This is a genomic window from Calothrix sp. PCC 6303, assembly GCF_000317435.1.
Taxonomy (GTDB): Bacteria; Cyanobacteriota; Cyanobacteriia; order Cyanobacteriales; family Nostocaceae; genus PCC-6303.
On record NC_019751.1, the window covers coordinates 2,197,535 to 2,215,751 of the forward strand.

The 18,217-nt window shown below is 39.0% G+C and carries 21 protein-coding genes; 15 read left to right on the top strand and 6 right to left on the bottom strand.

Annotated features, from left to right (window positions below; genetic code table 11):
• Nucleotides 1-13 precede the first annotated feature (13 nt).
• Nucleotides 14-2,191 carry a tetratricopeptide repeat protein gene (locus CAL6303_RS08930; RefSeq protein ID WP_015197519.1) on the bottom strand — a complete coding sequence of 726 codons (2,178 nt, stop codon included), beginning with the start codon at nucleotides 2,189-2,191 and terminating at the stop codon, nucleotides 14-16.
• Between the two features lie 41 nt (nucleotides 2,192-2,232).
• Between CAL6303_RS08930 and CAL6303_RS08935 the strand changes: the two genes are divergently transcribed.
• The gene (locus CAL6303_RS08935) at nucleotides 2,233-2,472 is read left to right on the top strand and encodes a hypothetical protein (protein ID WP_041739313.1); all 240 of its coding nucleotides are present in this window, start codon (nucleotides 2,233-2,235) and stop codon (nucleotides 2,470-2,472) included.
• Here the strand turns inward: CAL6303_RS08935 and CAL6303_RS08940 are convergent.
• A complete protein-coding gene (locus CAL6303_RS08940; RefSeq protein WP_015197520.1) occupies nucleotides 2,469-3,248 on the bottom strand; it encodes a PP2C family serine/threonine-protein phosphatase in 780 nt (259 codons plus the stop codon). The genes CAL6303_RS08935 and CAL6303_RS08940 overlap by 4 nt on opposite strands.
• Before the next feature lie 47 nt (nucleotides 3,249-3,295).
• Nucleotides 3,296-3,997 (bottom strand): vWA domain-containing protein, encoded by a 702-nt coding sequence (locus CAL6303_RS08945; RefSeq protein WP_015197521.1) that lies wholly within the window; start codon nucleotides 3,995-3,997, stop codon nucleotides 3,296-3,298.
• A 560-nt stretch (nucleotides 3,998-4,557) separates the two neighbouring features.
• Here CAL6303_RS08945 and CAL6303_RS08950 point away from each other — a divergent pair.
• From CAL6303_RS08950 to CAL6303_RS29080, 7 genes are all read left to right on the top strand, one after another.
• Nucleotides 4,558-5,964 (top strand): response regulator, encoded by a 1,407-nt coding sequence (locus tag CAL6303_RS08950; protein WP_015197522.1) that lies wholly within the window; start codon nucleotides 4,558-4,560, stop codon nucleotides 5,962-5,964.
• A gap of 186 nt (nucleotides 5,965-6,150) precedes the next feature.
• Nucleotides 6,151-6,513, top strand: a complete 363-nt coding sequence (locus tag CAL6303_RS08955; RefSeq protein WP_015197523.1) for a response regulator transcription factor — start codon at nucleotides 6,151-6,153, stop codon at nucleotides 6,511-6,513.
• Between the two features lie 284 nt (nucleotides 6,514-6,797).
• Nucleotides 6,798-7,532: a phosphoadenylyl-sulfate reductase gene (locus tag CAL6303_RS08960; RefSeq protein ID WP_015197524.1), complete on the top strand. Its 735-nt coding sequence runs from the start codon at nucleotides 6,798-6,800 to the stop codon at nucleotides 7,530-7,532.
• 208 nt (nucleotides 7,533-7,740) lie between these two features.
• Complete coding sequence (locus CAL6303_RS08965; RefSeq protein WP_015197525.1) at nucleotides 7,741-8,688, top strand: branched-chain amino acid ABC transporter permease; 948 nt, start codon at nucleotides 7,741-7,743, stop codon at nucleotides 8,686-8,688.
• A gap of 81 nt (nucleotides 8,689-8,769) precedes the next feature.
• Nucleotides 8,770-9,561, top strand: coding sequence for an ABC transporter ATP-binding protein (locus CAL6303_RS08970; protein WP_015197526.1), 792 nt, complete (start codon nucleotides 8,770-8,772; stop codon nucleotides 9,559-9,561).
• A gap of 83 nt (nucleotides 9,562-9,644) precedes the next feature.
• The gene (locus CAL6303_RS08975; protein WP_015197527.1) at nucleotides 9,645-10,364 is read left to right on the top strand and encodes an ABC transporter ATP-binding protein; all 720 of its coding nucleotides are present in this window, start codon (nucleotides 9,645-9,647) and stop codon (nucleotides 10,362-10,364) included.
• 18 nt (nucleotides 10,365-10,382) lie between these two features.
• The gene (locus CAL6303_RS29080; RefSeq protein WP_015197528.1) at nucleotides 10,383-10,511 is read left to right on the top strand and encodes a PEP-CTERM sorting domain-containing protein; all 129 of its coding nucleotides are present in this window, start codon (nucleotides 10,383-10,385) and stop codon (nucleotides 10,509-10,511) included.
• A 98-nt stretch (nucleotides 10,512-10,609) separates the two neighbouring features.
• On the opposite strand, the gene CAL6303_RS08980 is transcribed toward CAL6303_RS29080, so the two are convergent.
• The gene (locus tag CAL6303_RS08980; protein ID WP_015197529.1) at nucleotides 10,610-11,104 is read right to left on the bottom strand and encodes a DUF427 domain-containing protein; all 495 of its coding nucleotides are present in this window, start codon (nucleotides 11,102-11,104) and stop codon (nucleotides 10,610-10,612) included.
• An 86-nt stretch (nucleotides 11,105-11,190) separates the two neighbouring features.
• Here CAL6303_RS08980 and CAL6303_RS08985 point away from each other — a divergent pair, with 86 nt between their 5' ends.
• Together CAL6303_RS08985 and CAL6303_RS08990 are read left to right on the top strand one after the other, a co-directional pair.
• Nucleotides 11,191-11,703: a rhodanese-like domain-containing protein gene (locus CAL6303_RS08985; RefSeq protein WP_083866298.1), complete on the top strand. Its 513-nt coding sequence runs from the start codon at nucleotides 11,191-11,193 to the stop codon at nucleotides 11,701-11,703.
• A gap of 18 nt (nucleotides 11,704-11,721) precedes the next feature.
• Complete coding sequence (locus CAL6303_RS08990) at nucleotides 11,722-12,507, top strand: sterol desaturase family protein (RefSeq protein ID WP_015197530.1); 786 nt, start codon at nucleotides 11,722-11,724, stop codon at nucleotides 12,505-12,507.
• A 350-nt stretch (nucleotides 12,508-12,857) separates the two neighbouring features.
• Here CAL6303_RS08990 and CAL6303_RS08995 read toward each other — a convergent pair whose 3' ends face one another.
• Complete coding sequence (locus CAL6303_RS08995) at nucleotides 12,858-13,214, bottom strand: ArsR/SmtB family transcription factor (protein WP_015197531.1); 357 nt, start codon at nucleotides 13,212-13,214, stop codon at nucleotides 12,858-12,860.
• Nucleotides 13,215-13,294: 80 nt separating this feature from the next.
• Between CAL6303_RS08995 and trxA the strand changes: the two genes are divergently transcribed.
• From trxA to ftsE, 5 genes are all read left to right on the top strand, one after another.
• Entirely contained in the window at nucleotides 13,295-13,618 is a 324-nt protein-coding gene (gene trxA, locus CAL6303_RS09000; protein ID WP_015197532.1) for a thioredoxin, read from the top strand.
• Nucleotides 13,619-13,917: 299 nt separating this feature from the next.
• Nucleotides 13,918-15,009 (top strand): alkene reductase, encoded by a 1,092-nt coding sequence (locus CAL6303_RS09005; RefSeq protein WP_015197533.1) that lies wholly within the window; start codon nucleotides 13,918-13,920, stop codon nucleotides 15,007-15,009.
• Nucleotides 15,010-15,025: 16 nt separating this feature from the next.
• On the top strand, nucleotides 15,026-15,253 hold the full coding sequence (locus CAL6303_RS29840; protein ID WP_144051016.1) for a hypothetical protein: 228 nt from the start codon (nucleotides 15,026-15,028) through the stop codon (nucleotides 15,251-15,253).
• Nucleotides 15,254-15,553: 300 nt separating this feature from the next.
• Nucleotides 15,554-15,760 carry a hypothetical protein gene (locus CAL6303_RS09010; RefSeq protein ID WP_015197534.1) on the top strand — a complete coding sequence of 69 codons (207 nt, stop codon included), beginning with the start codon at nucleotides 15,554-15,556 and terminating at the stop codon, nucleotides 15,758-15,760.
• A 118-nt stretch (nucleotides 15,761-15,878) separates the two neighbouring features.
• Complete coding sequence (gene ftsE / locus CAL6303_RS09015) at nucleotides 15,879-16,634, top strand: cell division ATP-binding protein FtsE (RefSeq protein ID WP_015197535.1); 756 nt, start codon at nucleotides 15,879-15,881, stop codon at nucleotides 16,632-16,634.
• Between the two features lie 626 nt (nucleotides 16,635-17,260).
• Here ftsE and CAL6303_RS09020 read toward each other — a convergent pair.
• The gene (locus CAL6303_RS09020; protein ID WP_015197537.1) at nucleotides 17,261-18,019 is read right to left on the bottom strand and encodes a phycocyanobilin:ferredoxin oxidoreductase; all 759 of its coding nucleotides are present in this window, start codon (nucleotides 18,017-18,019) and stop codon (nucleotides 17,261-17,263) included.
• Nucleotides 18,020-18,217: the final 198 nt, after the last annotated feature.

The window sequence follows — 18,217 nt, forward strand, 5'->3', positions numbered from 1 at the left end:
TTTCAAATTGGTATCAGTTTGATTTTTCGGTATAGCTTTGATTTTGCAATAGTGCATCACACTTACTTTCTACAACTACACAAATACTACTAACAGCTTGTTGATAATTCTCTGTATCTGATTGCTGACGAGAAATTCTTGCAGCTTGTTGCAAATCGTTAACAGCCTGCGTGTGGTAATAGCGGGAATTTTTACCCCCGTACTGAGCCAGTTCATATCGTACAATACCGCGTTTGAGATAGGCTTTCGCAAACTGGGAATTGAAATTCAAAGCTTGATTAAAATCTTCAATAGCACGTTGATATTCTTTCTCAAACTGACTACTGTATTGAGCTATTTGATAACGTACAGTACCACGTTGAAAATACGCTTCTGCCCGTGATGGATTAATACTTAATGCTTGATTAAAATCTTCAATAGCTTTGCTATAGTCTTGTTGCGATTCTCCGCTATATTTAGCAATTTGGGCACGAACTATACCTCTACGAATATAAGCTTCGACTTCGTTAGAGTTAATTCGTAAGGCATTATTGAAATCAGTCAGAGCTAACTTATAATCTCGATCTGGATCAGTGCTATAATCAGCCAAAATCAACCGGACATTGCCTCGATTGACATGAGCTTTAATCTCGTCTGGATTGATTTGTAATGCTCGGCTATAATCTGCGAGGGCTGCTTCATATTCTTTGAGATTGTAACGAGCATTCCCTCGGTTAATATATGCTTTGGCGTTACTAGGATCCTTTTGAATTGCTTGGCTGAATTTGATTGCTGCTTGGTCGTAGTCTTGAATTTTATATGATGCGTGACCTTGTTTGTAATAATCCTCGAAACTTTGGTTATCTTTGGGATTTTTGGCTAGTTTCTGTTGGATATAAGCTGTTTGGTTAGCAATAGAACGACTAGTTAATTTTGTCACAAAGTCTATGTATCCCAAAAACCCGAAGGCGAGTAAACAAAAAATAACTGGGTAATATTTGGGCTTTTTAGCTGCTTTGTAGTAGGAACTGTTTTGGGCTGTGGGATGTTGTTGGAGATAATTAAATCGGTTCAGTGGTAAAACAGTGCTGGGAACCTGTTTATTTTGACGTTGGCGTTGACGTTGGGGGGTACGGGTTTGAAGATGTTCTTTATTTGCGATCGCTTGTGGTGAGGGAAAGGGATCTCTTCCGCCTAATCGAACTGTTCGCTCACACCAAGGGCAGTCGTGGAGATGGCTACCATAGCGGTGTTGGGGGTTTTTGGTACAACTTACTAAAGCTTCTTCAGCTTCCCGAAGAGTTAAAATCCAAGTTGCCGCACTAGGACGCATAAGTGGGTTATTGTGTCCATCCTCAAAGCAGCGACGAAATAGTTCCTGTAAGCCGGGATGAATAGTTTGCCAGCTGGGGGCGATGGGTGTAGGGATGTAGGGGACGTGGCGTTTCTGACTATAGGTAAAGTGTCCAGCGGCAATGCGAGCCTCATAGGGTGGTGGTTCTCCAGCACCTTGATAAATCCCGGAAAACGGGTGAGTACCTTCCATTAATAGTTGGAAAATGATGACTGATAGCCCAAACAGATCATGTGCGATCGCGCGATCGCATTCGGCAAAGACTTTGTTTTGCAGTTCTGGGGGAGTAAACTCTGGTTTACCCACTGGGCAACGATACACTAAGCGGCTTTGGGGGTCACTGACTTGAAATGAATCAGTATCCACTAACGTCACTAAAGCCGTATCGCTGACTAAGATATTGGACTCATTAACATCCCCAACACAGTATCCTCGGTTATGGAGTGCCGAGAATGCCGAAGCTAAGTTGCGAGCTGTACGTAGTAAATATTGATAGCTGAAGAGTGGACAATGCTGACGGCGGGTTCTGGGATTATAGAAATCGATGATGGGACGCATTCCCCGAATCCGTGGCATTAGAAATCCCACTATGCGATCGCTACCATCAGCCGCCCGGATAATTTCATGGGGCCAAGCAATGGAGGTATGTCCCAGGGAAACTGTCGGATTCTCTGGTGGATAAGCCAACATGACTGCCAACTTTTGAGCTTGGCTCTCGGTTGGCTTGTGATAAACTTTAGCGACTATATTTGTATCTGTCGGTACTGTATACACGCAAGCTTCACCTCCACGTCCGAGACTGATGGTGAGGTTAATTGCAACTTCTTCTTGGTTGGGGAGACGACGTAGTACCTGCATGTTAAAATTATGTCTAAACTAAGAGGTTTTTCGGTGCCAAGTTGGCAGAATTATTAAATTGGCTAATTAATTATGGGCAAGCATCAATCAGCTACCTATCTTCAAATCCTATAGCTTTGGGAGAATATCCACGTAGTTACATGTTGATTTTCTCCCCAGCGGTATTCTGCACTCCCTCTCAAGCAATAGCTGCAACTGCAACTCACAAACTGATTGAATATTGGTTCAGTATCAGTCCAGCAGCACAATACATTACAAATGGTTCAGCGTTCCACTACTAATTACCCAGTGCAGCCAGTATCAGCGTTAAATCATCATCAGTTCGCTGTGTAATCCGCTCTGAACGTAAAAACCTGACCAATTGTTCCTTTGCCGATGCTTTATCTTCCGTATTGGCAACGAAGTCAAACAAGGGGAAAAAGAAGGGTTTGTGAGGTGCTTGTACTGTCATATTCATTGCTAGCATTTGCAATCCATCAGTTAAGGCACCAACGCTGACAATTGGCTGACGCAAAATCCTCAATTGCAGTTGTTCTAAAGCATTTGGCGAAGTCAAGAAAACAGTCTCATTAATATATTCTCCGCTATCGGGTAATGTTAATGCTAGGAGATTTCCTTGATAATCCTTTGCCACTGCCAAACCATCACCGATTTGGGCGACTGCCACTACTTCTGGTGTTGCCACCATCACAATCAAAGTAGTTGCCAAATCTACGGCTTGTTTATTGCTAGCAACTGTTTCTGCTTCTACGGCTTCCCTTGCAAATAGTACAGTCTGATTCAGTAGCGATCGCACAAACTCATCATCTAGCATTTTTTGTCTAGTCACATCTTGCAGCGAAATCTTCTCAACCACTGTTTCCACAGCAATCATCGCCCCAACTTTGCCTAAACTAGCCGAACCCGCACCATCTGCCACCGCTGCCACCAACACATTATCTGGCAACACTTGCCAATGGTGAGCATCTTGACACAGCTGCTTATTTTTTACATGACTCGTACCGCAAACAGAAGCGGCTACAACCCGCCAATGAAGCAATTGTTTTGAACTATTCATAAGGGAAATCTACTAAAAGCCGCATTAGCACTTAACAATAATTATGGTTAAACTGTACCCCAACCAATGGGTGGTAGCGCTACTTGATCATCTACTTTTGAGTGGGATACTGCCGACATACTAGCCGACAACCACACAAACATCTCCACAAAATTCAACCCTTTTAACTTTAATGGTGCCCGCACTGTGATCTGACCCAGGCGGCTCATATTAGCATTTTCCACGGCAACTGTAAAAAAAGCAACACGTTTATTTGCTTCATCTAGTTGTAAACGCTGTGCTGCCTTCTCCACAACGTCTTCAAATTCACCCTGTGGCTCACCATCGGTGATCATAAATATCCAAGGACGATAGTAAGCTATGCCATTACTTCGATATTGATTTTTGCGATCAGCAATTAAATCCAAAGCTTTATTGATTCCCGACCCCATCGTGGTCAAACCCTGAGCTGTTAATTGTGGAGGAGTAAACTGATCGACTGTGACAAAATCTTGCACTACATCAACTTTACTATCAAAAGTAATAATTGCAACCTCCACTCTTCTCGCTGCCAACGAATTTTGTGATAGTTCATCCCGAAAACTAATCAAACCTTCATTCAACGCACTTATTGCTGTTCCTTGCATTGAGCCGGAAGTATCAAGTAGCAATACACATGGACAACGCGGTTCTGGGTTTTCCGCAAACTCCACAACTTCATCTAGTGTCAATGTATCAGGTATAACTTTTTGTGTTATATTCGAGTTCAAAGCTATCTTTTCCTTTCACGAAAATTATATAGTTGAGGATCGGCGTTTAGATTGCGGCTAATTTTTATCGTAGGTAGCTTACTTTTAATAAAGAGATCATTTCTGTAAAGGTAACCGTTTTTTTAATCAATTCTTAATCAAAGTAAACTTAGCAGCATTTTGCTTCACATATGGTGGCAGGTTTTACCATAATCATCTATAGACCATATACAATACAATAATTTTCCACCCCTACAGGCAATGTTTTTTAAAATTTTCATGTAGAAGATTTTTATATTCGATGAATTTACCATTAAGTAAATACCGCTATTCAGACATTACCATCTTATCAATACCTAAATAAATACCGAAAGTCAAAATTGCAATTATTCACTAAAATAGAACGATTTCCCATTAAATGTAGTAAACTACCTGGCGGTTAGTTGTGATTCCTTGTAACATTGATGCATCTGTACACTTGGAATTAATTCTAATCAGATCGCAGTGGCTACAAAAACCATGAAGAAGAAAATGACAATTTGATTTATTTATGGCTTAATTCATCAGAATAATTTAGAGAAATGAATACTTCTGGCACATTTACAAAGTTATCTCCACTGAGCTTACTACGACATCTAGCCAACTGCCATGACAGTACATGTGTACGTGTCATATCTAACTCAGTATCTTGGTTAATCTACCTCGAACAGGGCAAAATTATCTATGGAACTCATTCAATTGAACCCTTTGATCGACTTGAGCGTCACTTACGTCGTTTAAGTCAACAAATTCCTGATCTCAGTAGTGAAACCAGGGTTCAATTGAGATTAATGTTTGAAACGGAGGCAGCAAGTTTACCTAATTGGCATCATCAAAATGATGAAAATGAAGCCCTTGTTCCTGAACAACCTCCTGAGTATCAGGCAATCTGCTGGTTAGTGAGTCAAAAGCACATTAACCCCACACAAGCAGCGCTTCTAATTCAAGAACTAGTTAAAGAAGTATTAGAAGAACTATTACTAATAACAACTGGAAACTATACATTAATTGATATTAGCAATAAAATCCCGGTTATTTGCCGGATTGACACAGAAATAATAATTGGAGGCTGTCAGGAAAGATTAAAAGTTTGGCAATCTTTAGCTCCTTATATTTCATCCCCTTACCAACGCCCTTATGTACGTGTCAAATCTACTAAAAATCAAGATAGCTTTCCCAATCTCCAGCAAGATTTAACAACCTGGATGAAAGGATTTAGCCTACGTCATTTGGCGGTGATCACAAATCAAGATGAGTTACAAATGTCTCGTAATTTGCATTCTCACATCGTTAAAGGTGAGATTGTTTTACATGAACCTGACCCACCATTTGATAAATTGCCAAAGGTATTTGAAGGGGTAGGAGATAATCAGTATTACATGGCTGAGTATGCAAATACACAGCTATCAGATAGCAAGCTTTTATCACAACTAAAAGTACCTCAAGGTGTTGCAGAAACGGTGACTCAGCCTTTGAGCATAGTTCAGCGACTATCCCAAACCACTGCTGAACCACAATCCGAGCAACAACAAGTACAGCGGGAAATACCAGTCCCAACCCCAACTACGACTGCAACCAGCCGAAAAGCTTATAAAATCGTTTCAGTAGATGATAGTCCTACAGTTCTTCGGGAAATTAGCCGCTTTTTAGAACAGGAAAATTGCTCAGTGCTGGCAATTAATGATCCCGTTAAAGCCGTGATGTCAATTATTCGGAATAAGCCGGATTTGATTTTGTTGGATTTAAATATGGATGGGATTGATGGTTATGAATTATGTCGAATTATTCGTAATAATTCGATGTTCAAAAAAACACCAATCATCATGGTGACGGGAAATAAAGGACTAGTAGATAAGGTGAAAGCTAGACTTGTTGGTGCATCAGGTTATCTAACTAAGCCATTTTCCCAAGCAGATTTACTGAAAATAGTATTTATGCATCTGACTTAAATGGCTGGCAAAAGCTTGTAATATTTGCTTTTGCGCCTGCTAAATTTATGCAACAGTTAGCATAATATTTGTGAGAAATCATCAGTTAGTAAATTTGACCAGATTAATGCAGGGGTAATCTGAATATGTTTAGATACTTTAATCAAATGTTGCAACTCAATTACAGATCATGAGGAAAACACTAATATGACAACGGTCTTGGTTGTTGACGATACACCCTCTCAGCTAGAGCTAATTAACTCCTATCTTGAAGATAGTGGCTATAAAGTGATCAAAGCTGATAATGCTAAAGACGGCTTTGATATAGCTATGACTAATTTGCCCGATGCAGTGATTACTGATGTTGTCATGCCGGGAATGAGTGGATTTGAACTGTGTCGTCAACTAAAACGTAACCCTGTAACTCAAAAAATTCGGATCATTATTTGTAGCTCTAAGGATGGCAATATTGATAAAGTTTGGGGTATGCGTCAGGGTGCAGATGTCTATTTGACGAAACCTTTTGGGAAACAAGAATTATTAACTGTAGTTCAATCACTGGGATTATAAAGCGTGATTTTCTATTCTATGGTGTCATTTTTGGAGAGCATTCCGTTTTGGAAGAAACACCCTAGAAGGGTATCGCTACACGACCAGAGCCAAAATTCGTGGGCTAGAATCTCCTTATCCCATCAGGTTTCTAGGCTGATGGGTTATTTGCCAAAACTGAATGCTGCCTTTTTTTGTCCGTAGCAGGTTTAAATTAAATTTGCTTAGACTTTATTAAATATGTTTAAGCAATAACACCCTAAATTAGGTAAAATTCAGGGTGAAAGAGAGGAGAAAATTTAAACATGGTTGCTACCCACACAGATTTAAATATTGCTGGTTTAGAAGCTGAATATAGTCAGAAAACACCAAAGGAAATTCTGAAACTTGCTTTAGAAACATTTGATAATATTTCGATTTCCTTTAGCGGTGCTGAGGATGTAGTTTTAGTTGATATTGCTTCAAAAATTACTAAGAACTTCCGTGTTTTTACACTCGATACTGGAAGGTTGCATCCTGAAACCTATCAATTTTTGGATCGAGTAAGAGAGCATTATGGGATTAAATTAGAGGTGATGTTTCCTGATGCTGCTGAAGTTCAGGCTTTGGTGGAAGAAAAAGGAATGTTTAGCTTTTATCAAGATGGTCACAAAGAATGCTGTGGTGTACGGAAAGTTAGACCATTACGTCGTAAATTAAATACCCTTGACGCATGGATTACTGGACAACGCAAAGATCAAAGTCCGGGAACTAGAAATAGTATTCCTGTCATTGAGGTGGATACAGCTTTTTCGACACCAGAACATCAATTGATTAAGTTTAATCCTTTGGCAAATTGGTCTTCATCTGAGGTTTGGGAATATATTCGCGCTTTGGGTGTACCTTATAATCCTTTGCATGAAAGGGGTTTTGTGAGTATTGGTTGTGAACCTTGCACTAAAGCTACATTGCCCAATCAACATGAACGGGAAGGACGTTGGTGGTGGGAGGAAGCGACTCAGAAAGAGTGTGGATTACATGCAGGTAACTTGCAGAAGTAATTTATCGATGCTCAATTTGTGAAATAAGCATCATATTTGATCACAGAGAGACGCGATGTATCGCGTCTCTACGTGGTTGTGTACCTAATTTATCTGAAATATGCTGTATAAATCAGGAAGATATTTATTTATGTACATACATCAACTTCCCGTGTCCTCTGGTTCATGCCATAATCCACAGAATAGATAATCCAAAAACTATATTCAGATGGATACTTTTTTTGCGGCATACGGTTCGTTAATTGTGTCGATGGTACTGGGGTCGCTTTTGGGACTATCGCTATATTTACCAATAATGGCTGGACAATTGTCTTTGGCAAGTCCAGGTTTTTATGCTTTGGGTGGTTATGTTGCGGCAATTTTATCGACAAAGGTTTTTGTGAGTGAGGGGTTGTTTCCAATTCCGCTGCTACTACTAGAAATGTTGATTGCGGGAGTTTTATCGGGTTTGCTGGGGATTGCGGTGGGGATTCCTGTTCTGCGACTGCGTGGGATCTATTTAGCGATCGCTACTATTGCTTTTGTGGAGGTTTTGCGTGTAATAGCTCTAAATATCAGTATAACTGGTGGTGCTACCGGAATTCCCACAATTCCTCAACCTTTTTCTAGTCCCATCGAATATCTTTGGATTACTTTGCCATTATTAGTGATCGCTACCATCTTAATTTATCGTCTAGAACGGGTGCGAGTTGGTAAAGCTTTTGTTGCTATTCGTGAAGATGAATTAGCAGCAGGAGCAATGGGAATTAATCCTACATATTATAAAGTTTTGGCTTTTGTTTTAGGTGCTATTTTGGCTGGTGTTGTTGGTGCAGTTAGCGCCCACTTTACTAATACTTGGAACTCTCGTCAAGGTACTTTTGATAGTAGCATTACTTACTTAACTTTTGTGTTAATTGGTGGTTCGAGAACTGTTTGGGGTTCGGTAGTTGGAGGAATAGTTTTTACCTATTTGCCGGAATTGTTAAGAGATTTAGCCAATATAGATGGTTTACCTACTTGGTTATCTCAATTTTTCCGAGATGGTAGATTTATTGTTTTTGGTTTCCTAATTGTGATCGGCACGATATTTTTCCCACAAGGATTAATTACACCTAAACTTTTACAGAAAATTAAGTTATTACGAAAACGGGACAAGTATAAATCACATTCTTGATGTTTTGACGATTTTGCTTTGTTTCAAAAACACAAACATCATTAATTAGAAATATAACTTCTTTTGAATAGAGATTTAAAAATGGAAGATCAAGATACCATCAAACATAGTAAAACTATTTTAGAAGCAAAAAAAATTAGTAGAAATTTCGGTGGATTGATTGCAGTTAATAGTGTTTCTTTTGACGTAAGAAAAGATGAAATATTTGGTTTGATTGGTCCAAATGGTGCTGGTAAGACTACTTTGTTTAATTTGATTACAGGCTTTATCTCTCCATCTGCCGGAAATTTGATTTACCACAATCAAGATATTTCTCGTCTCCAATCACATGAAATTGCCAGTTTAGGTATTGCTCGAACTTTTCAAAATATTCGTTTATTTGGTGAACTTTCGGCAGTAGAGAATGTAATTATCGGTAGATATTTACATACTAAAAGTAATCTACTGAATGGAATTTTTGGGATTCATCCTGCACCCAGTGAGGAAAGAAAAAGCCGACAAAAAGCTTTAGAATTGTTAGAATTGGTAGGTTTATCAGAACGGATTAATGAACAGGCTAAGAATTTTTCCTATGGGAATCAAAGACGCTTAGAGATAGCGCGTGCTTTAGCATTGGAACCGCAAATATTATTATTGGATGAACCAGCAGCAGGGATGAACCCCAGTGAAAAGAAGGAATTGAGTGATTTTCTTCGGGAAATTCGCGCTTTATTTAACCTGACGATGATTCTAATTGAACACCATGTACCCTTAGTTATGGGATTATGCGATCGCATAGCTGTTTTAGACTTTGGACAACTCATCGCTTTGGGGGAACCCGCAGTGGTGAAAAACGATCCCGCTGTCATTGAAGCATATTTGGGAAATGAGTAAATCCAAGTTTTTTAAAATTATCTCTTACAGATTCTTCAATGTTGCTTGATAACTATTAATAATATTGTTTTGAAAGTTCAATTATGATTACCGACTTTAAACTATTAGAAATAAATCGTCTTGATGTTAATTATGGCGGAATCAAAGCCCTGAAAGATATAAACTTATATATTAATAAGGGTGAAGTTGTAACTTTGTTAGGTGCGAATGGTGCAGGTAAAACTACTACCCTCCGTGCTATTTCTAAGGTTATAAATCCGAAGTTAGGGCAAATTATTTTCAACGGACATAATATTACCCATCGTCAAGTACATGAAGTTGTGAAATTAGGAATTGCCCATTCACCCGAAGGTAGAAGAGTTTTAGCAAAGCAAAGCGTTTATGATAACTTGCTACTTGGTGCTTTTGTCCGCTCAGATAAAGCGGGAATTCAAAGTGATATTAAACAGCAGTTTGAATTATTTCCTCGATTAGCTGAACGTCGTCATCAACTAGCAGGAACATTAAGCGGTGGTGAACAACAAATGTTGGCAATTGCTCGTGCTTTGATGAGCCGACCCAAACTGTTACTATTAGATGAGCCAAGTTTGGGTTTAGCACCTGCAATCGTTAAGGAAATATTCAATATTATTCGAGATTTGCGGGTTACAGGGATGACTATTTTATTAGTAGAACAAAATGCAAATTTGGCATTAAAAATTGCTGATAGAGCTTATGTATTAGAAGCGGGTGTGATGACATTAACAGGTATTTCTTCAGAGTTAATTACTGATGAGCGGGTGAAGAAAGCTTATTTAGGGTGATAGGTCGAAATTTAAAATATGGTTAGTAATTCACCAAAACCAAAGGGCAAAGTTCCTGAATCCAATACTTTAGCTGCTATTTTCATTGCTGGAGCTATTGGTGCAGGATTGAAAAAGAAACAACAACAAACAACTCAAAATCTGTGATTCTGGGTATGTACTTCTAAATAACTTCTGAACAAGACATAAACCCGGCATCTTCAAGGTACTGGGTTTTGTTATTTTTGAAATTAGGTAATTATTTATTACCATCCCCAGCTACCTGGAATACCTTTGAAAGGTCCGAGGATATCTTGGGTAATCCAACCTCCATAAAAATTACCGGGTTGGGGTGTCACTAATTCCCCATCGACATAACAAGCGTCCATTGGGTGTGCGTAAAATGCGACATAATTTTTGATGGAGGCAAAATTAGGTGTCGGGTTGGGATAGTACCAAGCAATTTTCTGAACTTCTTTGTCACCCACACGTAGGGTGTAATATCCCGCATTTCCTTTCCACTCGCAAAAACTCGATTGGGGTACTGGAATTAGATATTCCATTTTGATATCTTCGGGAGGTAAATAATATACTGGGGGATGACTGGTTTCTAGTACCCGCTTGGCTTTGTTTGTTTCAGCGATCGCAACACCGTTGAATATAATCTTAATGTGTTTACTTGTGTCCTCAAGACGTGGTGGACGGGGGTAATCCCATACTGATTCTTGTCCTGTTTGAGGCTGAATTCGCTCTGGTTGCATAGCTGAATAATAGTTATAGTTACGAACAAGTATAAATTCTATATTGTCCGAATTCTGATTTTCAACTTTTGGAGCTAAACTTAGTCATGAGAAAAAGTTATATCAATCATATATCGATGCCAAAATTGAGTAAATTAAAAAAGTGGCTTTTATTTGGAGTCAGTTTATTCTTATTTGCGAATATAGAATTTAACCTTACCTTAAGTACATTTCCAGAGGTGGAATTTTTTGGTGATTCATCTGAAGCTACTCAAATTTTTCAAATAACTGTGGAAAGTTTAAAAAGTTTTATTGATAGTCAAGCTAATAATTTTGCAACCAATTTTATAATTGTAGATGTTCGCACCCCCCAAGAATATCAAATTACCAAAATTTCGGATGCTGTAAATATACCTCTGGCAGATATTCAACAAGGTACAGGAATTCAAAAAGTAAAATCGATAGCTAAAAATCAGAAAATAATTCTCTATTGTTCAGCGGGTGTGCGTTCAGCTAAAGCTTTAAAATTACTTAATCAAGCTGGAATTTCCGGAATTAATCTTCAAGGAGGAATCCGGGAATGGAGAACAAAAATTGAGCCAACTATGCCGAAATCTTAGTCAAAATCATTAATAAATATGGATTTGCCAGATTTAACACTCATAATTAGTATTTTATTATTTATCAGCCTCGAAAATACTTTCCCGTTTTTTAAATTTAGGTCTAGCTTTTCCCAAAGAACTTACCCTAACTTACTATTAGCGATAATTAACATCACTTTGAGTAACTTTTCTCTAGTAGTTTTACTCAATTGGATTTGGCAGCAAAATTCTTGGTATGGTTTACTAAACTGGATTCAATTACCTTGGGTAGCAGCGGTAATATCTTTTTTAGTTTTAGATTTATATATGTATTGGTGGCATCGTTTAATACATATTTTTCCATTAGGATGGCGATTTCATCAAGTTCATCATGTGGAGATGTCAATGAATACATCTACCGCTTATAAATTCCATCCAATCGAAGTTTTAATGTCAGGTTTACCTAAGTTATTGTTAATTTGGTTTTTGGGAATTAAACCTAATTATTTACTATTTTATGAGGTAATTTTGTCGGTGGGATTAATTTTCCATCATAGTAATTGGTCAATACCCTGGAAGTTAGATAAATATCTAAGCTATTTGATTGTAACTCCCAACTACCACCGCTTACATCATTCGCAATCAATCAAAGATAGTCAATCCAATTATGCCAGCTTTTTTACTATCTGGGATAGAGTATTTAAATCTTACCGCTATCCAAGATATCCTGAAAAAATTCAATTAGGATTGTTTGAATATAATCAGGATTTAGATATCGTCAAGTTAATTTTTTTGCCATTCAAAAATCATCGTTTTTTTGATAAGATGCACCCTAAGCTATGAGAAAAGCTCAATAAGACAGATTTTTCTCGTAGCTAGTTATTATTGACTGCTTAATTAATCATTGATTCTGGGTATATTACTGCTGAAAGCAATTTCATCAATGATACTAAAGCATGAATTTTGGTCAAAAATTTGAACTACCTTAAGGGTAAAATATATTTACATCAGATTTAGCCTATAAATAGACACAGATTGAAGTTTAATTAAACATACTGAAGCCGACTAAAGCTACTAAGCTGTCGTCTTTGCCTAAGTAGTCCACATGAAAAGAATTTCACCATCAGGTATGTAATGGATTTTCCCATTACTGATTGCTTACTTAGAAGTTAATTGGTTAACTATTTTACCCTTTAGTTACTGACTAAAACCGGGACTTCTGGTGCCTCTTCAGTACAAATCGGCAATGGTTGTGCTGAACGTAACACCGCATCTAGCAAACCTGGGAATAATATTTCCAAATCATCTCGTCGCAAAGTGTTGATGTGTTGTGTTCCTTCTTTTCTGGTCAAAACTACTCCAGATTCGCGCAAAATCTTGAAATGGTTGGACATTGTTGATTTTGCGATCGCAAAATCAAATCCAGCGCAACATTGCTCACCAATTGTTGCCAATTGTCGCACGATTTCGAGGCGAACTGGGTCGCCAAAGGCGTATAATACACCTGCTAAGGTCATGTCTTTCCGGTCTGGGTGATACAAAAATCTCATACTTGCATTATCTAACAAAAGGGACTATATTTTATTTATTCGATAAAACCGAACAAATGAATTTTAGAGGTACTTGAGATATGTCATCCGTTACTCATGTTACAGAAGCCACATTTAAGCAGGAAGTCATGGAAAGTGAAATACCAGTATTAGTAGATTTTTGGGCACCCTGGTGTGGTCCTTGTCGGATGCTTTCCCCTGTAGTAGATGAAGTTGCTGTCGAGTACGAGGGACAGGTGAAAGTGGTAAAGCTGAATACTGATCAGAATCCTACGGTTGCTAGCCATTATGGGATTCGCAGTATTCCCACACTGATGGTATTCAAAGGCGGTCGTCAGGTAGATACGGTTGTCGGCGCAGTGCCAAAAACAACTTTATCTAAAACTTTATCACAGTATTTATAACAAAGTTAATAAGTATTGGGTAATTGGAAATTAGAAATTTGTGGCTGATGGCAAAATCCATACCTAAAGAAAGATTTTGATTTGACTTGGAGGGAACTATGCTGTCTATGGTTCAAGCCAAAAGTAAGAGGGGTTTTCTCTTGCATCCAATACATCTTCACTCAGCCCAAACTCTTTGTCTGAAAGCATTTGGGAATATGATATCTATTTGAAGTCAAGAAAAATCAACATAGCAAAATGGCTTGAAAGCAATATTAATTGTGCTTCCCTCCTAACTTATTTCCTCCAGAGGTGTGAATATGAATACGACTGATGTAAATTTGTTTGCCCCTTACAAGTTAGCTAAATTAGAGCTGCCTAACCGGGTGATAATGGCACCGTTGACCAGACAAAGGGCGGGTGAGGGGAATGTCCCCCATGAGCTAAATGCTACCTACTATGCTCAACGTGCTAGTGCCGGATTAATTATTGCTGAGGCTTCCCAAGTTTGCCCCCAAGGGCAGGGGTATCCCCATACACCAGGTATCCATTCTCCAGAACAGGTGGCAGGTTGGAAGTTAGTCACCAACGCAGTGCATCAACATGGGGGGAGAATTTTCTTACAGTTATGGCATGTGGGCAGGATTTCCCATCCTGATTTTCAGCCGGATGGGGCTTTACCTGTGGCTCCTTCGGCTATTAAACCTAGTGGGGAGGCTCTAACTTTCGAGGGGATGAAGCCTTATGTGACACCAAGAGCCTTGGAAACTGAGGAAATTGCTGAAATAATCCAACAGTATCGCCGAGGTGCAGAAAATGCTTTAGCGGCGGGCTTTGATGGGGTGGAAATTCATGCGGCAAACGGTTATTTAATTGATCAATTTTTACGTAATTCCACAAACCAACGAACGGATAATTATGGTGGTTCTGTGGAAAATCGTGCGAGATTCCTATTGGAAATTACGGAAACTGTAACCAGTGTTTGGGGTGGAAACCGCGTAGGTGTGAGATTTTCTCCTAGTGGCACCTTTAATGATATTGCAGATTCTGACCCGGCAGCCATTTTTGGTTATGCGACGGAAGCTTTGAATTCCTTTGACTTGGCATATCTGCACATTTTTGAAGCTGTGGAAGCAGATATTCGTCATGGAGGAAGAGTTTTACCTACTAGCTATTTGCGATCGCTTTACAATGGAACCTTGATGGTGAATGGTGGTTATGATCGTCACCGTGCAGATGCAGTAATTACAACTGGACAAGCTGATTTAGTGGCTTTTGGGACTTTGTTTATTTCTAATCCTGATTTGCCGCAGCGTTTAGCTTTGGATGCTCCTTTAAATCAAGCAAATCCAAAGACATTTTACGGTGGAGGGGCGACAGGGTATACTGATTATCCTACTTTACAGGTTTAATTGCAAATTTAATTATTTGATTCTCAAGAGAGAGGTTCCACCAGAACGTCTCCACGGAGTTTGGGGTGAACGTCCAACTGCTGTGGGGGAAGGTATGGTCAATTGCCGTACCAACTCTGCGCCAATTCTACCATTTCCTTTGTCAACAAGTTTAAATAGTTGCCCTTGGTGCTACCGTTGGCATTTATTTGGAATATCGCCAGTTTATCGTTATTGCGATCGCTTGCGACGGCAAACTGAGTAGATTTGCTTGGATTCAAAAGCACTTACTGTGTGACTTTAGATACTGATGTCACACCAGGATGTGGAGGTAGTAATGCGTTGGTTAAGGGCAGGTAATTCAATTAGACTTAGATTTTAAGAAACGGAAACATTTGGGGTGCTTTACTCCCCAAATAGTTTTCAAGAAGATTGTGAAAAAGTCTGTCGAAATTAGATTTCATCGGTGAATTTAGCGCTAAACTCAACATTAAGGCAAGGTTATGAAACTAGTAAAATAATTTTTATTGGTTAATTTTGATGAATTTCGGTTGAGGAGAGTTGTTTGAATACTCCAGAAACTCCACGAGTGGGAGAACAGGTTTTAATCTTAGTTCCTGAGTATGCTGCCGGGAAAATTGGTATGGTTGTTGCGGAGGAAATATTAAATGATGGAAAAATTAGCGGGAATTGGCTAGTGGAAGTTGCAGCCGAAAAACTGATAGTATCCCTAAGTGTGGATGAGTTTCAGCGACTAGGGAAAGGGAAATAATCAAACAAAATCATCAAAAACTCAGTAAATTCATCAATTTGTTGTCAAAGTGTGATACTTTCGTGGACAGCTTGGGAATTCTTAGTTGATAAAGCCTTTGCAACCCAAGATTCAGCTAATGTCAGTTGTCACAAACCAGAAAACTCCAAATCAAACAGTTCTTGAAAAGAATCGTCAAGTCAACCCCGAAAAACAGTCCACTAACCTCATGGTGCAGTTGCATGAGGTGACAAAAACCTATGCAAATGGACGTGATGCCCTCTTAGGAAGTAATCTACAGGTTAAGAGAGGAGAATTTTTATTTGTTACTGGAAGTAGTGGTTCAGGGAAATCTACATTACTGAAATTGCTTTATGGTGAAGAGTTAGCAACTCAGGGAGAGGTGATTGTCAACGATTTTAACGTCTCCCGACTGAAAGGCGATCGCTTATCTCATTTAAGGCAACAAATTGGGATTGTTTTCCAAGACTATAAGTTGATTCCCCAAAGAACTGTAGCCGAAAATATTGCTGTGGTGCTAAAAGCACGGGGATACACCCGTAAAGAAATCCAAAGACGCTTAGAACCGACTTTAAAGTTAGTTGGTTTACACTCCAAAGATGATTGTTTTATTGATCAGCTTTCGGGAGGAGAACAGCAACGCGTAAGTATTGCTAGGGCAATTGTAGCTACACCTCCACTAATTTTAGCCGATGAACCTACCGGAAATCTCGATCCTGATAACTCTTGGCAGGTAATCCAAATTTTGCAAAAATTACACCAATTAGGAACAACAGTAATTGTCACAACCCACGACGAACAACTAGTTAGACGCTGCGACTGTCGAGTTGTGCAGGTGAAAAATGGCAAATTGAGTGATTATCGGCTGGTTTAAAATCAGGGAACAAGGAACAAGGAACAAGGAACAAGGAACAAGGAACAAGGAACACTAAGCAGTAAGCAGTAAACAAGGAATCTTTATCTAATACCAGTTCAAATAATGATTGCAATACGTTCAACGGTAGAGAGGTAGCAGTGTTACGTCTCTACAAATATCTATCTGTCGCGTTGTTTTTCAAATTGGTATAAGTAAGTCGTCCATGATGAAACCCTGAGTTTTTGAGCGATTTACATCCGTCATTGCGACGTAAGGAAGCAATCTCAAGGTCTTAATGGAAAACTACAGTTCTCAGGATAGACGAGGTTTAAGTATCTTTTTTTGCCACTCATTACTTCTTACTCATTACTTCTTACTCATTACTTCTTACTCATTACTTCTTACTCATTACTTCTTACTCATTACTTCTTACTCATTACTTCTTACTCATTACTTCTTACTCATTACTTCTTACTCATTACTTCTTACTCATTACTTCTTACTCATTACTTCTTACTCATTACTTCTTACTCATTACTTCTTACTCATTACTTCTTACTCATTACTTCTTACTCATTACTTCTTACTCATTACTTCTTACTCATTACTTCTTACTGCCTACCCCCTTGTCATAACGACAATTGTCAACATCCACCTACCGGGGTTTCTTCAGGTAAATCAAATAATACCGTAGTCATGTAGTGTTCAGCCCAAGCAGAACCAAAGGCTTTTTCTAAGACGCGACGGGTTTTGTCGTTTTGCTGTTGTTTGGTGCAGTAATTTTTTTGTGCAGCGATTATTTCCGCCATCTCTTCGGGGGTTACAGGTTGGGAATTAATGGCATTTTGACAGTGTATATCCAAGAAACTGGCAACGCGATCGCAGAATGCAGTTTCTTCCTCTAAATTCGTGGGACGCACAAATATACAATAATCAGAAAAAATATCTCCCCACTGCGGTAATTCGCGGGTTTGAGCGAAATTTACAGGTTCTAGTGCTGATAACTGAGATAAATAGGACTTGGGTAGGGAACGTCTTAAGCTTACCGGAGAAAGATCAGCGATCGCAGCACTGATTTGTCCCCTACCACCAACCAAATCACAACCAAACATTGGTAAATCGTATTCTGGACGGGGGAACATCACACAGTGCAAAATATCCAACATGTTACCCACCCTTGCCAATTCCAGGTGAATTTTCCGAAATTGTGGTGTTTGATAGCAGCGGTTTTCGATGATTAATTTCTCACCCTCCAGTTTGCCCTCTACATACCCCAATTCTTCAGGTAAACCATACAGGGACAAATCCAGATGCTTTTGCCAAGCAGCTTCGATGGTGTTGGCAAGTTTGCGGATGAGTGGATGTTGTTGTTCGCGTAGTGAGGGTATGGAGGGAGTTGTCATAGATTTTTTTAATAGGGCATCTTAATCTAATTGTTAAGTTTACCCCCCACTGCATCCTAGGTGACTCATTTCGCAACAGAAACAAACATTTTGTTAAATCTGGCTGGTTTTCCCACCTTCGGAAACCGATTAACGACTTGAGCAGATGTACTTGTGCTACTTCATCATCTGTACCTAGGCAAAATCCCTACTTTAGAT

Excerpts from the sequence above, each read along its gene's own strand:
- CAL6303_RS08970 (WP_015197526.1), top strand. The coding sequence starts at position 8,770 with ATGGAAGATCAAGATACCATCAAACATAGTAAAACTATTTTAGAAGCA.
- CAL6303_RS08965 (WP_015197525.1), top strand. The coding sequence starts at position 7,741 with ATGGATACTTTTTTTGCGGCATACGGTTCGTTAATTGTGTCGATGGTA.
- CAL6303_RS08990 (WP_015197530.1), top strand. The coding sequence starts at position 11,722 with ATGGATTTGCCAGATTTAACACTCATAATTAGTATTTTATTATTTATC.
- CAL6303_RS08960 (WP_015197524.1), top strand. The coding sequence starts at position 6,798 with ATGGTTGCTACCCACACAGATTTAAATATTGCTGGTTTAGAAGCTGAA.
- CAL6303_RS08955 (WP_015197523.1), top strand. The coding sequence starts at position 6,151 with ATGACAACGGTCTTGGTTGTTGACGATACACCCTCTCAGCTAGAGCTA.
- CAL6303_RS08940 (WP_015197520.1), bottom strand. The coding sequence starts at position 3,248 with ATGAATAGTTCAAAACAATTGCTTCATTGGCGGGTTGTAGCCGCTTCT.
- trxA (WP_015197532.1), top strand. The coding sequence starts at position 13,295 with ATGTCATCCGTTACTCATGTTACAGAAGCCACATTTAAGCAGGAAGTC.
- CAL6303_RS09005 (WP_015197533.1), top strand. The coding sequence starts at position 13,918 with ATGAATACGACTGATGTAAATTTGTTTGCCCCTTACAAGTTAGCTAAA.
- CAL6303_RS08975 (WP_015197527.1), top strand. The coding sequence starts at position 9,645 with ATGATTACCGACTTTAAACTATTAGAAATAAATCGTCTTGATGTTAAT.
- CAL6303_RS09020 (WP_015197537.1), bottom strand. The coding sequence starts at position 18,019 with ATGACAACTCCCTCCATACCCTCACTACGCGAACAACAACATCCACTC.
- CAL6303_RS08930 (WP_015197519.1), bottom strand. The coding sequence starts at position 2,191 with ATGCAGGTACTACGTCGTCTCCCCAACCAAGAAGAAGTTGCAATTAAC.
- CAL6303_RS29080 (WP_015197528.1), top strand. The coding sequence starts at position 10,383 with ATGGTTAGTAATTCACCAAAACCAAAGGGCAAAGTTCCTGAATCCAAT.
- CAL6303_RS08950 (WP_015197522.1), top strand. The coding sequence starts at position 4,558 with ATGAATACTTCTGGCACATTTACAAAGTTATCTCCACTGAGCTTACTA.
- CAL6303_RS08980 (WP_015197529.1), bottom strand. The coding sequence starts at position 11,104 with ATGCAACCAGAGCGAATTCAGCCTCAAACAGGACAAGAATCAGTATGG.
- CAL6303_RS08995 (WP_015197531.1), bottom strand. The coding sequence starts at position 13,214 with ATGAGATTTTTGTATCACCCAGACCGGAAAGACATGACCTTAGCAGGT.
- ftsE (WP_015197535.1), top strand. The coding sequence starts at position 15,879 with ATGTCAGTTGTCACAAACCAGAAAACTCCAAATCAAACAGTTCTTGAA.
- CAL6303_RS08985 (WP_083866298.1), top strand. The coding sequence starts at position 11,191 with ATGAGAAAAAGTTATATCAATCATATATCGATGCCAAAATTGAGTAAA.